This is a genomic window from Methylophilus flavus (assembly GCF_042678905.1).
GTDB classification, from domain to species: domain Bacteria; phylum Pseudomonadota; class Gammaproteobacteria; order Burkholderiales; family Methylophilaceae; genus Methylophilus; species Methylophilus flavus.
Map to the genome: position 1 here is coordinate 824,124 of NZ_JBHTLN010000001.1, position 16,170 is coordinate 840,293.

16 protein-coding genes are annotated in these 16,170 nt (G+C 50.2%); 2 read left to right on the forward strand and 14 right to left on the reverse strand.

What is annotated here, in order from left to right:
• Positions 1–3: 3 nt before the first annotated feature.
• The 6 genes from mutS to ACFQ2T_RS03845 form a co-directional block, all read right to left on the reverse strand.
• Entirely contained in the window at positions 4–2,550 is a 2,547-nt protein-coding gene (gene mutS / locus ACFQ2T_RS03820) for a DNA mismatch repair protein MutS (protein WP_379030725.1), read from the reverse strand.
• A 371-nt stretch (positions 2,551–2,921) separates the two neighbouring features.
• Positions 2,922–3,371 (reverse strand): 50S ribosomal protein L9, encoded by a 450-nt coding sequence (rplI, locus tag ACFQ2T_RS03825; protein WP_379030728.1) that lies wholly within the window; start codon positions 3,369–3,371, stop codon positions 2,922–2,924.
• A gap of 21 nt (positions 3,372–3,392) precedes the next feature.
• Positions 3,393–3,626: a 30S ribosomal protein S18 gene (gene rpsR / locus ACFQ2T_RS03830; RefSeq protein WP_024929836.1), complete on the reverse strand. Its 234-nt coding sequence runs from the start codon at positions 3,624–3,626 to the stop codon at positions 3,393–3,395.
• The gene (gene priB / locus ACFQ2T_RS03835) at positions 3,627–3,935 is read right to left on the reverse strand and encodes a primosomal replication protein N (protein ID WP_379030731.1); all 309 of its coding nucleotides are present in this window, start codon (positions 3,933–3,935) and stop codon (positions 3,627–3,629) included.
• Between the two features lie 5 nt (positions 3,936–3,940).
• Positions 3,941–4,324 (reverse strand): 30S ribosomal protein S6, encoded by a 384-nt coding sequence (gene rpsF / locus ACFQ2T_RS03840; RefSeq protein ID WP_379030734.1) that lies wholly within the window; start codon positions 4,322–4,324, stop codon positions 3,941–3,943.
• A 116-nt stretch (positions 4,325–4,440) separates the two neighbouring features.
• Entirely contained in the window at positions 4,441–4,773 is a 333-nt protein-coding gene (locus ACFQ2T_RS03845; protein WP_379030737.1) for a hypothetical protein, read from the reverse strand.
• Between the two features lie 251 nt (positions 4,774–5,024).
• Here ACFQ2T_RS03845 and epsA point away from each other — a divergent pair, with 251 nt between their 5' ends.
• The gene (gene epsA / locus ACFQ2T_RS03850) at positions 5,025–5,804 is read left to right on the forward strand and encodes an XrtB/PEP-CTERM-associated transcriptional regulator EpsA (RefSeq protein WP_379030740.1); all 780 of its coding nucleotides are present in this window, start codon (positions 5,025–5,027) and stop codon (positions 5,802–5,804) included.
• A 13-nt stretch (positions 5,805–5,817) separates the two neighbouring features.
• On the opposite strand, the gene ACFQ2T_RS03855 is transcribed toward epsA, so the two are convergent.
• From ACFQ2T_RS03855 to ACFQ2T_RS03890, 8 genes are all read right to left on the reverse strand, one after another.
• Positions 5,818–6,255, reverse strand: a complete 438-nt coding sequence (locus tag ACFQ2T_RS03855) for an RNA-binding S4 domain-containing protein (RefSeq protein WP_379030744.1) — start codon at positions 6,253–6,255, stop codon at positions 5,818–5,820.
• Between the two features lie 8 nt (positions 6,256–6,263).
• A complete protein-coding gene (locus ACFQ2T_RS03860) occupies positions 6,264–8,459 on the reverse strand; it encodes a Lon protease family protein (protein ID WP_379030746.1) in 2,196 nt (731 codons plus the stop codon).
• On the reverse strand, positions 8,426–8,917 hold the full coding sequence (locus tag ACFQ2T_RS03865; protein WP_379030749.1) for a molybdenum cofactor biosynthesis protein MoaE: 492 nt from the start codon (positions 8,915–8,917) through the stop codon (positions 8,426–8,428). Before ACFQ2T_RS03865 ends, ACFQ2T_RS03860 begins: the two co-directional genes overlap by 34 nt.
• 2 nt (positions 8,918–8,919) lie before the next feature.
• A complete protein-coding gene (moaD, locus tag ACFQ2T_RS03870) occupies positions 8,920–9,177 on the reverse strand; it encodes a molybdopterin converting factor subunit 1 (protein WP_379030752.1) in 258 nt (85 codons plus the stop codon).
• Complete coding sequence (rmuC, locus tag ACFQ2T_RS03875) at positions 9,174–10,550, reverse strand: DNA recombination protein RmuC (protein WP_379030755.1); 1,377 nt, start codon at positions 10,548–10,550, stop codon at positions 9,174–9,176. Before rmuC ends, moaD begins: the two co-directional genes overlap by 4 nt.
• Positions 10,551–10,717: 167 nt before the next feature.
• Positions 10,718–11,464, reverse strand: a complete 747-nt coding sequence (locus ACFQ2T_RS03880) for a hypothetical protein (protein ID WP_379030758.1) — start codon at positions 11,462–11,464, stop codon at positions 10,718–10,720.
• 221 nt (positions 11,465–11,685) lie between these two features.
• The gene (locus ACFQ2T_RS03885) at positions 11,686–13,227 is read right to left on the reverse strand and encodes an alkaline phosphatase (protein ID WP_379030761.1); all 1,542 of its coding nucleotides are present in this window, start codon (positions 13,225–13,227) and stop codon (positions 11,686–11,688) included.
• Positions 13,228–13,263: 36 nt separating this feature from the next.
• Entirely contained in the window at positions 13,264–14,010 is a 747-nt protein-coding gene (locus ACFQ2T_RS03890; protein ID WP_379030764.1) for a PEP-CTERM sorting domain-containing protein, read from the reverse strand.
• Positions 14,011–14,454: 444 nt separating this feature from the next.
• On the opposite strand from ACFQ2T_RS03890, the gene ACFQ2T_RS03895 reads away from it, so the two are divergent.
• Positions 14,455–16,161, forward strand: a complete 1,707-nt coding sequence (locus tag ACFQ2T_RS03895; protein ID WP_379030767.1) for a CHASE2 domain-containing protein — start codon at positions 14,455–14,457, stop codon at positions 16,159–16,161.
• Positions 16,162–16,170 lie beyond the last annotated feature (9 nt).

The window sequence follows — 16,170 nt, forward strand, 5'->3', positions numbered from 1 at the left end:
TCCTCACAGTTGTTTTTTTAAAGTATAGAGCAGCTCTAAAGCTTGCTTGGGCGTTAAATCGTCAGGTTGAATACTTTCTAATGCTGCGACCACGGCATGCAATGGCGGTTCCTCAGGTTCGGCTGCAGCAGCAAACAAGTCATTCTGCGGGGTGGCGGCAATGGTCTGGTTTTCCAGTTGCTGCAACTTGCGCTTGGCCAGTTGCACAACTGATCTCGGGATACCAGCCAGTTGCGCCACCTGTATGCCATAACTCATGGTGGCGGCGCCCTCTTCCACCTTGTGCAAAAACACAATGCCTTGTCCATGCTCAACCGCATCCAGATGCACATTTGCAGCGTGTTTGGATTCATCGACAATCCGCGTCAGCTCGAAATAATGCGTGGCAAACAAGGTCAGTGATTTGTTTTTTTCCAGCAATTGCTTGGCCACTGCCCAGGCCAGGCTCAAGCCATCGAAAGTGCTGGTGCCACGGCCGATTTCATCCAGCAGCACCAGGCTGTTTGCACTGGCATTGTTCAGGATATTGGCTGTTTCCGTCATTTCTACCATAAAGGTGGAGCGGCCACCGGCCAGGTCATCCGAGGCGCCGATGCGGGTAAAGATGCGGTCAATTTCACCAATGACTGCCGTTTGCGCAGGGACAAAGCTGCCGCAATAAGCCAGCAATACAATCAGCGCAGTCTGGCGCATAAACGTGGATTTACCACCCATGTTCGGGCCGGTGATCAACAGTAACTGGCGATAAGGGTTCAGTGTCACATCATTTGCCACATACGGCTGAGCAATACTCTCGACTACCGGATGGCGACCAAGCTGGATATCCAGGCCAATATCGGCACGGAATTGTGGTTGTACGTAATTCAGCGCCCGCGCACGTTCGGCAAAACAGGCAACCACGTCCAGCGTGGCGACTGCCGTGGCAATACGCTGCAAGGCGGTAATATGTGGCAACATGGCATCCAGCACCTGCTCGTACAGCATTTTTTCACGTGCCAGTGCAAGCTGGTTGGCACTTAGCACCTTGTCTTCAAAGGTCTTGAGTTCCGGTGTGATAAAGCGCTCTACATTTTTCAGTGTCTGGCGGCGACGGTATTCTGCAGGTGCACTCTCGGCCTGCAAACGGCTGATCTCAATGTAAAAACCATGCACGCTGTTGTATTCAACCTTGAGATTGGCAATCCCGGTTCTGGCTTTTTCTGCTGCTTCAAATTGCAGCAGAAAGTCACCATGATCAGTCTGTAACGCCCGCAACTCATCCAACTCGGCGTCATAACCATTCGCGATCACCCCGCCTTCGCGCAAGATGGCTGAAGGCTCGGCCTGAATAGCTTGTACCAATAACTGCAAAGCGTCCGACGGAATTTGCAGCTCTGCTAGTAGTCCCTGCAACAAACTGGATTGCACATTCGGCAATGTTTGAACCAGTGATGGCAATTGCAACAAACTGTCGCGTAAACCAGACAAGTCACGGGGCCGCGCACTTTTGAGGGCGACGCGTGCGGTCATACGCTCAATATCACCGATAGGATGTAAAGCCTGCTGTAAGGTGCTATCCAAGAATTGCATCAATACCTCGGCTACCGCCAAATGACGCTGCTGGATCACATGCTGATTGCGCAGTGGATGGTGTAACCAGTGCCGCAACAAACGCGCACCCATCGCCGTTTGCGTTGAGTTCAACAAGGAATATAAAGTGGGGCTCGCCTCACCACGAATCGTGGTATCAATTTCCAGATTACGACGCGTCGCAGCATCCAGTTGCAGATAGTGGTTGGTCTGCTCCACCCGCAAACCGGTGATATGCGGTAACGCCGTGCGCTGGGTGTGCTTGACATAATCCAGCAAAGCGCCAGCCGCAGCCACCGCCACCGGCATCTCGCCACAACCGAACCCGGCCAGGTCATGCGTATTGAACTGCTGGGAAAGGCTGCGCTGCGCAGATTCCTGATCAAACTGCCAGGGCGCCAGCCGCTTCTTCGCGCAACGTGCCTGCTGCAAGACCTCAGACACATGGTCCTCACCCGTGATCAATTCAGCAGGATGAATACGTTCCAGTTCCTGTGACAAATGCCCGGGCGCAATCTCACTGAGTACAAATTCGCCGGAAGCCAGGTTCAGTCGCGCCAGCCCCAGTACACCATCGCCCCTGGCAACGCACAGCAAGGTATTGTCACGTGTTTCATCCAGCAAGGCCGCATCGGTTAAAGTACCCGGCGTTAAAATCCGCGTTACTTCCCGCGCCACCGGCCCTTTGGAAGTCGCCGGATCACCGACCTGCTCGCAAATGGCGACTGCTTCGCCCATCTTTGCCAGCTTGGCCAAATATTGTTCCGCTGCATGGTATGGCAAGCCGGCCATCTTGATCGGTTCACCATTGCTGGCGCCGCGGCGGGTCAGCGTAATGCCTAATAGCCGGGATGCTTTTTCCGCATCTTCAAAAAACAGCTCATAAAAATCACCCATGCGGTAAAACAGCAGCATATTGGGATACTGCGCTTTAAGCGCCAGGTACTGGCGCATCATGGGGGTGTGGTTTTCGAAGGCCATGCGGAAGGATAAATTTATAAAAATTATGAGTAGAAAAAGCTGTTATATCTTACAACAAAAGCGCTGTTTCTAAGCGGGAGATTGCTTCATTGACTGGGAAGAAGACGATTTGAAAAGGTCATTTCGTTAGGGTTGGAAGTTTGATGCATACAACTCGTGTTTGTTTCAATTTTCTTTGCTTGCTCAATCGCACAATATGCTCTACAGCAGCGGGAGGGCTTGCTTAAAGTATATAGATATATTCCGGCAACGGATCGCTGGACTGATTGGCTGTCATCAAGAGAGTCCAGTTTATCCGATTTGTTATGTGTATTTTCCAAAATAAAAAAGGCTACCGAAGTAGCCTTTTTAAGTGTTTCTAAACGCTTAAATTAAGCTTCAGCAACCACTGTCACATTGATATCAACCACAACATCATGGTGCAGTGCAACGCTTACAACAAACTCACCGATATTTTTCAGTGGGCCGTTAGGCAAACGTACATCTGATTTTTTCACTTCATGACCTTGTGCCTGCAAACCGGTTGCGATGTCCAGGTTGGTCACAGAACCAAACAGACGGCCATCAACACCGGCTTTTTGCGCAATAGTTAATGCAAAGCCTGCCAGTTTTTCGCCACGTGTTTGCGCAACGGCCAACAAGTCAGATTGCTGCTTCTCAAGATCAGCACGACGGGCAGCAAACTCAGCCTGGTTGGCTTCAGTTGCACGTTTGGCTTTGCCTTGAGGGATCAGGAAATTACGGCCGTAACCGTCTTTCACGCGAACCACATCACCCAGTCCACCCAGGTTTGCTACTTTTTCTAATAAAATTACTTGCATGTTATTCTCCTAAGCCGCCGATTAACCTGGGTGTTTGTCTGTGTAAGGCATCAGCGCCAGGAAACGTGCGCGTTTAACCGCAGTTGTCAGTTGGCGTTGGTATTTAGCCTTGGTACCAGTCATACGGGCTGGAATGATTTTGAAGTTTTCAGAAACGAAATCCTTCAACAGGTCCACGTCTTTGTAATCAACTTCTTTGATGCCTTCTGCACTGAAACGGCAGTAACGGCGGCGTTTGTACATATCTCTTGCCATTTATAACTCCTTCAATTCTGTATGCTGTATTAGCTGTATCTCTTGTATATGCATGACCACTTGTGTGCTTTTTGCACTGCGCTGCGCCAGGAAACCTTTTGCTTTGATCTTATCTCCGCTTTGCAATGGCAGACTGGCTTTTTCACCAATCAGCACTGCGGGTAACTGACACTGCACTTTGCGATTCAGGCCAGCTTCCTGCTGCTCCGAATCATGTTGCAACTGCAAACGCAACAAGGGTAACCCGGCCGGTGTGTAGCGTAACGGTTCAATTTTTTGTACCGTCGCGGCGATCACCAGCGTATTCACAACGATTAAGCGGCTGCCTCAGTAGTCGCTGCAGTAGCTGCTGGCGCATCACCTACGATGGTTTTGGATTTTTCCTCTTTCATCATTGGGCTAGGTGCAGTCACGGCTGTTTTAGTCGAAGTAGTCAGGTGACGTAATACAGCATCGTTAAATTTGAAGCCGTGCTCCAACTCTTCCAGCACTTCCTGGCTCACTTCGATGTTCATCAACACGTAGTGGGCTTTATGTACTTTATTAATTGGGTAGGCAAGTTGACGACGGCCCCAGTCTTCCAGACGATGGATGTTGCCGCCATTACCTGTGATTTGAGCACGGTAGCGCTCGATCATCGCAGGCACTTGTTCACTCTGGTCTGGGTGAACAATAAACACGATTTCATAGTGTCGCATGTAATCTCCTTACGGTTATAGCCACCTTTGATGCGAAACAAAGTGTGGCAAGGTTGCAAAACCAGAGATTATAAACCAGATTTCAAACTGCAATCAAGGACTTATTGCTTTAGTGATTACCTGGGCGGTGGATTCTCGAGGCTTTTATCTTCTTTGGGCAGAAAGTACGGATCAGCCACATAGCCAGGCCCTTTCATGATGATAATGACGATCAGCCCTATCATCATGGCACCAATAAAGAACCAGAAAGTGAATAGCAAACCGATGAACATGGAAGTACGTTCAAGATTCTGCGTCAGCAAATCCCCCTGCTGCTGCCAGGTATATAAAAGAGGTGCTACAAATACCAGCGTGCCCAGCAACCACCACTTTGGCAGCTTCTTCAAAATCTGCCACTCCTTATGACTGGAATAACGTACACCGCCCGGAAGCTTGTTCAGGATGCTCATAGATTGCTCACTCCATATTTATCCAGTTATGACACCAGAAAAACCCATGCATTCATTTTAACGCAAGTGTCATACGAAACATGTGCGACCCAGTTCGAATTTAGCTGGGTTAATCTCTAACAATATCTTATGTCATCCAGGCTTGAATCACGGAGATTAAAGAAACACGAAGGCTCTGCCGTAAACAAAGTTAAACCATGAATGTGCATGGGCACACCCTGCCCTGCGCTTAACAACTTTGAGGTAACCCCATGCTGGCACAAAAAAAACAAGCACACTGGGAAGGAATCCTGCATGCTATCCAGAACTCGTACGCGATCAAGCGACACGTGGAGTTTTTTAACTGGTTAAAACAAGATCTGCATCCGCTGATGCGCCACGATGTATTGCTGGCGACCTGGGGCAATTTCAATACCGGCGACCTGCATTTTGATGTTGCATCCTCCCTGCCTGACGTCACAACTCAAGTCCTGTTGCAGGATTCGGCCATTGTCAATTACCTGATGTGCAACCTGTACAAGCGCTGGGTGGATAACGATGAAAAGTGGTATGTCATTAATCGGTTCGATGCCAGTGGCATGTATGCGCAATCACCTAATCCATTTACCCAGCAATTGAACAAAATGCATTCACTACTGGTATATGGTGTGCGCGACACACGTCGCCAAACCGATTGCATCTATGTCTTTTTTGACCGCAGCAAAGAGTTTCATGTGCCCGACCAATTGCTTGGCATGATGATGCCGCATCTGGATGCAGCTATCAGGCGCGTTGAACACCTGGCACCACTGGTGAAAGATGAGGACTTGCTCGATAGCATGACGCAAGGCGGATTATCAGATCGCGAGCAGGAAATCCTGCATTGGGTACGCGGCGGTAAAACCAATCTTGAAATCGGCATGATCCTGGATATCAGCGCCAATACAGTCAAAAATCACCTGAAACGCATTTTCCAGAAACTGGATGTTTCGTGTCGTGCCCAAGCGGTGGCCAAAACCGGTACGGTGACTGCGTACCCAAAGCCTAACTAGGCGAGCGCCATATTTAATCCCGACCGGTAAAGCGCTGAATATCACGCATTTGCCGTTTGGTAGGGCGGCCTACACCTCGATCCCGTTCGGCAAAGTGATCAGAGCCGCTTTCCTGGGCCTGTTGCCGCACACGCAGACTTTCTTCAGTTTCGCGGTAAAGCAAAGCTGCTTCTGGCGCGCCACGACGTACATTACTAAGCGCCAGTACTTCAACTTCTATTTGCATGTCTTTGTTTTTGATGCTGACGCGCATACCCGGCTTCATCTCCCTGGCATTTTTGGCGCGGTCACCATCTACCCGCACTTTACCGCCATCCACAGCATCCGCTGCCAGGCTGCGTGTTTTAAAAAAGCGCGCCGCCCATAACCACTTGTCCAGGCGGCAGCTATCATCCTCGTCTTTGTCGACGGGCGATGATTTATCCTGTTTTTTATTGTGCGTTCTGGCCATAGTATTCATTAAGGCTTGTTGTTATCTACCTGCTGTTGAATATAGGCCATATGTGCCTGGTTGCGTTCCAGGGTCTGCCTGAAACTGGCCAGCACGGTTTGCGCGCGTGCCATCAGCGTATTGCCGCTATAAGTACCATCGGCTTCCTGTGTACCAGCTTCGCTACCGGTCAGGTGCGCAATGCCTTCCAGCACATGGTCTATGGTAATAATCTTGAACATGCCATTGTTCACTGCGGTGACCACGCTTTCATCCAGTATCAGATGCCGTTGGTTGCGCTTGGGGATGATCACGCCCTGCTCGCCATTTAAACCCAGGGCCTGGCAGACGCGGAAATATCCTTCAATTTTTTCGTTGACACCACCAATCGGCATCACTTCACCAAACTGGTTGAGTGCGCCAGTCACGGCAATGCCCTGCTTGATGGGCAGACCGGTCAGTGCCGACAATAATGCAAACAACTCGGCACAGGAGGCGGAATCGCCCTCTACGCCGTTGTATTCCTGCTCAAATACCAGTGAAGCGCTCAGGCTTAATGGTGCCAGTGCCCAAAAGCTGGCACTCAGCCAGTTTTGCAGGATATAGATACCTTTATCATGACTGGGGCCGCTCATCTCGACTTCGCGGTCAATATTGATTACACCACTACGGCCAGGATAGCAACGTGCTGTGATACGGATAGGTGAGCCGAAACTGGCATCGCCCAGCTCGATATGGGTTAAGCCATTGACCTGGCCGACCACATCGCCGTGCACCTGGATTAATAGCTCGTTATCAATAATGGAATCACGAATTTGCGTTTCAAAAAACTGCTGGCGCAGCAGACGGGCTGATAACGCTTGTTTTACATGCGCATCGGTGACCAGTCGCGCATTCGCTGCCGCAGCGACACTTTCGTGCATGAGTTGATCCAGATGAGCGAAACGGATACTGATACGGCCCTGGTCTTCTTCCAGCCGGTGCATAAAATGCAGCAGCTCATTGACTGCCGCGCCACTGAAATGCGGCAGGCTGTGCTGCTGGCATTTCTGCGCAATATAACCAGCTACCCAGGCATAGTTTTCCAGCGAGGCGACGACGCGGTCTTCAAACTCGACCTTGACCGGGAAAAAATCAAAGAAATCCGGCTGCGCTTCCAGGCAATCATAATAATCTTCACGTGTGGCGATCATGATCACCTTCACATGCACAGGTAATGCGCCGTGCCGATTGCCACCTGCGCCTTGCTGGGCATGGTTGGCCCAGTCTTCAATCTGTACTTCACGGTTGCGCATCAGGCGATACAGTTTTTCCAGCAGCGCACCGCCATTATTCTCATCCTGCATCAGGTCGCGCAGATGCAGCAACAACATACCGCCATCGGCTTTATGCACACTACCGGCACGCAAGCGCAAAAACTCAGGCCATTGCGCGGCTTCACCGGCTGCGGTTTCCAGCATGCCGAATAAAGCAGCGAAACCGGGATCCTTTTCTTCAACGATAGGCTGCTTCACCCCAGCGGTTAAATTCGCGCGCTGGTCTACCAGCAAGTTGACGCGGAAACGCGATAAAAACCCTTCGTTGACCACGCCATCGTTGCTGCCTTCAGGCTCGCTACCCAGCTGTTGCCAGGCTTGCAGATAAGCCAATACTTCCGGCTTGATCACATTAAACAAAGGCGACAACTTGGCACTGCTCAGTTGTGTACGCAGGCTGTCCACCCGCTCTTCCAGCCAGACTTCCGCCTGCGAAAAATTGACCTGGCCATTGCTATCCAGCCACTGTGACATTTCCACCATCAGCGTTTTAATGAAGGCATCCATAACAGTCCGCAATTGCGAACCCAGACCTGCCGGTAGCTTGATGTAATTGGCACAGGATTGCTGGCTGAAATCATACAGCGCCACCAGGTCAGTCAGCGAGCTATCAATACCCGTCACAGCTGAAGCCTTCATAGCGGCCATGCTCAGGCTGGCACGACCGGAACCTGGCGTGCCCAGCACCAGCACATTGCAGCCACCCTCTTGTATCGACAACCCCATCATCAAGGTTTTTTGCGCTTCAGGCTGCAATTTCCAGCCATAGTCGGCCAGGCTCAAATCGGAAGCATCCAGCAACTCTTGCGTAGACTCAAACGACATGGGTGACAGTTTGTAGGAAACCGTCATTTCATTAGGATTCAATACTTGCATCATGTAGGTGACTTTCCATTGTTCTTTTGCCACTGTTGTTTGGCATCTTCATCGGTCGCACGGGCTTCGACCCAGCGCTCACCAAAATCGCCTATTTCTTTTTTCCAGAACGGGGCTTCTGTTTTTAAATAATCCATCATAAAAGCGCAGGCTTCAAATGCCGCTTGCCTGTGCAGGCTGGTAGTCGCCACCAGCACGATCTGTGCTTGTGCAGCCAATGATCCCACACGGTGGATCAAGCGCACGCCCAGCAACGGCCAGCGCTGGCAAGCCTGTTCGGCAATGCGTTGCAAAGCGGCTTCAGTCATGCCCGGATAATGTTCAATGACCATTTCATCCAGTTTGCCATCCGCCGATAAATCTCGCACCATGCCGATAAAATTGACCAATGCGCCCGCCTGCGGCGTCGCCGCTTTTAGCTGCTGCAATTCAGCCCCGGTATCAAAATCCTCCGGTTGTACAGAAACCTTGAGATAAGCAGGCGTGCTCAAGCTTAACCTCCGGTCACCGGCGGGAAAAATGCCACTTCATCGCCTTCGTCCATGGTCGCCATATCATCGACCAACTCATGGTTGATTGCCGCACGAACCACGCCACTGCCGTTAAACAGTCTCTGCCAGGTTTCACCACGTTTAGACAGCCAGGATTTCAAGGCAATAATAGTTTCTATACCCTCAGGCAGCACTACATCTTCGGAGGAATAATTAACAACTTCCTTGATGCGCGCAAAATACAAAATGGTGATCTTCATGACGGGTTACTCTTCTCAATTTCCTCTAGTTCATCCAGCAGTTCCAGCGTTCCCAATCCTTCTTCCTGGGCCAGCTCCACTTTTTCAATCTGGGCAAAGCGCCGGGTGATCTTCTGGCTACTGATATGCACATCCTGTGCATTTTCATGCGCCTGGCGGATATTATCAGCCAGCTTTTTCATGCGCGTATCAAAGCGGTTAAAGTCTTTGCTCAGCTTGCCCAGTTCATCTTTAATGATATGTACCTGCTTGCGCATCTCCACATCTTTCAGCACGGCGCGGGCAGTATTCAACACGGCCATCAGCGTGGTTGGTGATACCAGCCACACGCGTTTCTGCATGGCATAATCCACGACTTCACTATGGTAGGCATGAATCTCGGCAAATACCGCTTCCGCCGGAATAAACATCACCGCGCCATCCGAGGTTTCATTGGCAATAATGTATTTGTTGCTGATATCGTCGATATGCTTCCTGATATCCGCCTTAAACTGTTTCCCTGCCTGCGCCTGCAATACTTCGCCCAGGCTGCTTTCATACATGCGATGGTAATTTTCGAGCGGGAACTTACTGTCTACTGCCACAGTACCCGTTGGATCAGGCAGGAACAAGGCGCAATCCGCTCGCGCGCCATTACTGAAAGTATGCTGCATGGCAAAACTGTTACTTGGTAACACATTGCGCACCAGTCCTTCCAGTTGCACTTCACCAAACGCGCCACGGCTGCGTTTGTCGCCCAATAATTCCTGCAGGCTCACCATGTTGACGCTGAGGCCATCAATTTTCTTCTGTGCTTCATCAATGGTAGCCAGGCGTGCCATCACGCTGACAAAAGTCTCGTTGGTTTTCTTGAATCCGGCTTCCAGCCGCTCGGAAACCTTGCCGCTCATTTCTTCAAGGCGTGAATCTACAATCTTGGTGAGTGCTTCAACGCTTTGCGACAATGTCTGCGTGGTCGTTTGCAATGCAGTCTTCAACATGTTTTGCTGGGAGATGCCTTGTTCGGCCAGGCCATTACGCAAACTCAGGCTGAGCTGTTCTGTGCTTTGGGTTAAATGATCACGCTGGGCAACCTGTAGCTCCTGCATGGCAACGCGCAATGTCTGCATGGATTCCCGCGTGGTGTTCAATTCTTGTGACAGCTGCGCACGCAAACGATCCTGCTGGTCAGCGTTCAGGCTTTGCAATCTATCTGCCAGCAGATTGAGAGACTGATGCATCTCCCCCATCATCAGTCGATGTTTTTCTTCAAGTTGCTGTGAAAGGAGTATTGCCAGGGCTTGCTGTGAGGTCTGTTGCTGCTTGCGTGAATGCAAGAGCAGAATGCCGATAATCAGCAGCAATAACAGTAATTGAATAATTTGAAGTGCCATGCCGGCATTATAGCCGATGACAATAGCAGCCACATGGACTCAGGAAAATAACGACTAAAGGGATTGCGTCTCCCGGGACGGGAGACTCTTAAAGGTTAAATATGAAGACTTTCAAGCCTGGCAATCAGGCAAGTCTTAAGAGGATGTTGTTGCAAGCAAGGCTCGTCTTAATGATTATGCGCCTGCAAGCCAGGCGCACCATGCGCACGTGCCAGCCACTGCATTTCTGATGGATTATGTTCCATATCACCGAGGTCGGCATAATCCACATGCTGGTAATTGCTCAATGTTGCCAGTGTTGCCTTCGGCGGCTTGGCAGCATCGGTGGCAGCAAGCGTTCCCGTTTGCAAAGCTTGCATCTGGATGGTGACTGTATGCTCGGGATAGTGGTATTGCACTGTAAATGGCAATTTCAGCGCAGGCATCCACAATACTTCTGTGCCCACACCGTTACCTAGTTCACCAACATACTTTTCCACATCCTGGCCATATTGCTTTTGGTTATCAGCTGGTACTTTTTTCAGTTTTGCCAATTCTTCATCAGTGATCAGTTGTGACTTAACCTGCCAGATTTGGGCATCGGTTTTAATCGCCAGTAATTTCAGGTCTACATCTGAGTAATCAATCGCGCGGCCGTCTTCATGCATCAGGTAACTGTAATTGAATTGTCCCGCAGGCTTTTTCATCCACAGGCTGCTGTTGTGTGCCGGTTGGCCATTCTGGTACAGGTTGCGGATCTCGACCTGGTCGTCTTCACGCATTAACCACCACTGCAAGCGTTTCGCAGACGCATCTGTACAAGGTGTCGCGCACTGTGTCGTTTCAAAACGTGCATTGACGATTTCTTCTGCAATACTTGCTTTGGCAGCCATCATCAACGCTGTCGCTAATCCTAGCGTTTGAATTATTTTCATACTTTTTTCCATCATGTGGCACAGGGCGACACATTGCCGCCCTGTATTGCAAAACACCTAAACGAGGTACGGACACTTTCTCAAAGAACCCGGAATAAGTGAGCGAGCGGGATAAAGTACAAGGCGCAAGGCACGCAAAAACCGGAATGTACATGAGTACATGAGGATTTTGAGTACCGCGCAAAGCTGTAATTTGCCCGCGCAGCCACTTGGTTCCTCAATTAATAACCAAAAGCGTCTTTCATCACCTGGTAAATATAGCTTTGCTCTTGCACACCATGTACCAGGTAAGATTTAGGACCCACTGCGTAAATCGCCACTTCTTCACCAGCGTGTGTTTCAGAGCTCAATGGCACCAATGCTTCCTGGTGGAAATCAGGATCTTCAGTATCCACACCTGACATATCCACTACACGACCGGCAGCAATTGCTTCGTTATACACAGCGTCGCCTGGTGAGTTAGTGTGGTAGCCAGGGCCGTTAGCAAAGCTCACAGTGGTGTAGGGCTTGCCGTCAGCCGCCAGCGTTGGGGCTGTTTTGCCAGGCTCAACCACTTTACCCAGGATCGGGTTGCCACGTTTCGGGTAACCACCGATAGTCAGTGTGTGGCTATGGTCAGCCGTCACAATGATCAGCGTGTCGTTCAGGTTGACCTTGCTTGCCGCTTCGCGGACTGCGTCGGACAATGCCACTGCATCTTTAAATGTACGGTAAGCGTTACCTGCGTGTGAAGCGTGGTCAATACGGCCACCTTCCACCATCAGGAAATAACCATTCTGGTTTTTCTTCAGGATATCAATCGCCTTGCCGGTCAATTCAGATAATGAAGGCTCGCCAGCGATATCGTTCGGACGGTCTTGCTCGTATTCCATATGTGATGGATTGAACAAACCGATGACCTTGTTGGTGGTCACTGGGTTCAATGCATCAAACCCGTTCTTGTCCTGAATATACACACCACCGAATTTGCTCACATATTCCTGCGCCAGGTTACGACCATCAGTACGGCGGCCTTTGCTACCTTCGATATCAGTCACTGTATTTGGCAGGAAGTAGCTACGGCCACCACCGAAAACCACATCAATACCATCACCAATCTTGCCGCTTCCAAAGTTGTCTATCAGTTGCGCAGCAATGTCTTTCACGCCGTTAGTCGCAGCAGCAGATGACAGGTTGGCGTTCGCTTCCCAGTCACGGTTTGAAATGTGGGCATAGGTCGCCGCCGGGGTGGCATGCGTAATACGCGCAGTAGACACAACGCCTGTAGATTTACCGGCAGCTTCAGCTTGTTCCAGGATAGTAGTTACCTTGCCAGCGTTGATCACAGATGGATTGGCTTCGTTTCTTGCCACAGACTGGTTCAGTGAAATAATGCCGTCATTGGTTTTTACACCAGAGATGATCGCCGTCATGGTCGGCGCAGAGTCAGAAGTCTGCTGGTTAGTAGAGTAAGTCTTGGATAAGGCTACGTAAGGAAACTCTTCAAATGACAGGCGATTACGCTCGCCATCAATCCCTTTCAACTGGCCTTCAAAGATACGGGCACCTGTCACAGTAGAGATACCCATACCATCCCCCACGAACAGGATGATGTTTTTAGCTTTTTTAGCATTTGGTACCAGTTTTTTGCTGTCATTCAGGCTGGCAGCGCCATCATTCAGCCAGAACTGTGCATTTTCAGCCAGGGCAACGTTAGAAAATGCGAATTGTGAGCCCAGCAGCATGGCAACCACGGCGGTGCGTTTCAAGTTTAAAAAGTCCATGATGATTCCTTTAATTAGAGTTTATAGTATTTTTAATTAATTTTTGCGACGGCGCATCACACCTGCCATCAGGCCCAGGCCTGCCAGCAGCATGGCTACTGAATCGGCTTCCGGGACAGAAGATACTGTATTCAGGCTGATGTTATCGACACCCAGCTGTAATGAATTCTGGTTTGCCACAGTGGAAAAACGCAGGATATAACTACCGCCTGAAGCCAGGCTAGCACTCAGGTCAAAGCTGTAATTCACATAGCTGTTCGCTGCCAGCACACCATTGGCGCCACCGATATAAAGACTTTGTACAACATCCGCACTATCGATTGAGAAAGGATCGGCACCTGCCTTCAAAATATCTACACGCACGTGCTGGTTAGGATTGTCTGTCGCATCTACGCTGTAATCCAGGCCGGCAGCATCAATATTAGTGGTGCTGTTCTGATTATTTACAAACATCTGGAAGCTTAAAGTAGCTGAAGAAACCGCGCCGGTGTTGAAGGTCTGGAACAATGCATTGCAGGCATAACCGTAGTTATCCAGAATGCCATAGTAGCTGCCCTGATAAGCGCCAACGGTGTTGTTTGCGGTGACTTCAGTAGAAGTGCCGGTTTGCGCCAGCACACTGCCAAAAAAGCCCTGCTCCGCCACTTGCCAGCTGGTGATATCGTAAACATCCGCTCCATGTGATTCGAAACCGCCGTTTTGTATGAGTTCGGCCGCCTGTGTTGCTGGTGACAGTGCTGCCAATACCAGCATGCCAGTCATCGCCCAAGAGTTAAGCTTCATTTGAATATTCTCCCTGATTGTCTGTGATTAACTTGTACGCGGGCGTTTAGGCCAGCGCACTTACCTGAGTATTGTTAAAAACATCTGTTGCAGAAAGGTTTCACTCGCGTGAAGCTTATGTGACTAGTAAGACTACTTGGCTAGCTGGACAAGGTTCTAGAAAAGAAAAACCCCGAATAAACGGGGTTATAAATGACTTTAACTTGAAAACACGACGCAATCACACAAAGGCATCCATCATGCTGATGATCATGAGTAGCATAAATCCAAAAAACAGAATTTTCAGATTTAAACTCATAAACGACCCTGTGCATTTGTGATGTTGCTAGAATAGGGCTATCGCATTTGTCTCTCAATGGCCCGTTTGGGTCAATACAGACCTGGCGTACGACAATAATACTAACCATCCCATCTTGGCGTGATACGCCATCTAAAGGGAGCGATATGCTAAAACTAAAACTCATGCTGGGGTTCTGGCTGGCCAGCCTGACCCGCAGGCTGAAAAATAACTTTTACCTGTATCTGGCATTGCTGTTCAGCGCTTTTATTTTGCTGGATGCAGGGGTGTTCCATGTCGGGCAGAACATGCGCGACAAGGCGTTTGACATGATGGTGAAAAACCGCATTTTCAAACCGGATCCTGATCCTTCGATTGTGATTATCGATATCAATGAAGCCAGCCTGGAAGCAATGTCCAAGGAATATGGCCGCTGGCCGTGGCCGCGGCAGGTCATAGGCGAACTGGTCGAGAATATCCAGCGCCAGCAACCGAAAGCGATCATCTTCGATATCGTTTTTTCAGATGCTGATGTTTACAACCCTGACAGCGACAGCTATTTCAATGATGTCATCACCGCTTGTGAAAACTGCTTTTTCCCGCTGTTGCGGCTGGATGCCAGCCAGGACAGTAAAAGCCAGCTGACTTACGCGCAAATCCCCGGCTTGGCCCATAGCACTGATGCAGACCAGCAAGCGACGTTTGCGGCCATCCCCCCGTATTTCAAAGGGGCATGGAAACAACAGCGTATGGGCACCCACAATGTCTACCCGGATAGTGATGGCGTGGTACGCCAATACCGCATGCGTCATCACGACCGCGGCTGGACTTTGCCTGCCCTGCCCTTGCTGGTGGCAGATGCCATGCAGTTCGAGACCAGCAACACACCGGATGACATGCTGCTGAACTGGCGAGGCAAGCCTTTTACCTACCAGTATGTTTCGTTCAGTGAGGTTTACACCGATAGCTCCAGCTCACAGCCCAAACGCGCTGGTGACGAATTCAAGGACAAGATCGTCATCATAGGTTCCACCGCGCCGGCGCTGTTTGATATCAAGCCAACGGCGATGGATAAGCAATTCCCGGGGGTTGAGATTCTGGCAACGGCGCTGGATAACACCTTGCACAAGGATTACCTGAAAGTCTGGCGGGGCAAACTGCCTTATATTTTGCTTAGCCTGTTATTGGTGTGGCTGACCACACTGGCGTTTTATTTCAAGGTAGACCGTGACCGTTTCAATGGCATTTTTACCGGTAGCCAGATCGGGCTGCTGGTGTTGTCATACCTGGCAATCAACTTTATTCATACTTACCTCGACCTGGCCGCACCTATTGTCTGGGCAGTGGCTTACTTCGGTGTCGCCAAAATCTATGCGCTGGCGACTGACCGTGCCTTGCAGCGCTGGCTGGCGTTTGGGCTGACTTCCAACAGCGAAACGCTGGAAGTGTTGCTCATGCCGATAGCGATTGAAAGCCCGGAAACCCTGGGTGACGCGGTGATGAAGCTGGTTCGCAAAGAAATCGAATTTGCCTGCCGCGCGCCCAACCAGACCGATATTCTGGTTGGTACCCAAAGCGGCATCTGGGGTTTGTTTGGCGACATGGTCATTGTCAGCTGGCAATATAAACCTGAAGACGCTTATCGTGAGGCTGCAGCGCAGGATGCCCAGCAACTGGCGGCACAATTACCGTCATTACTGAATAAGCTGGGTCTGCCAAATCACCCTACGCTGCGTTATGGCATGCACCAGGGCAATATCGTCAACCGCGCGGACCAACTGGCGGCACAATGGCGGCTCCTTTTTGCACAAGCCATGATTGAGCTGGAAAAAGACTATTTATCAACCACGGAGAAAGTTGAGACACCTAGATGATAAAAAGAA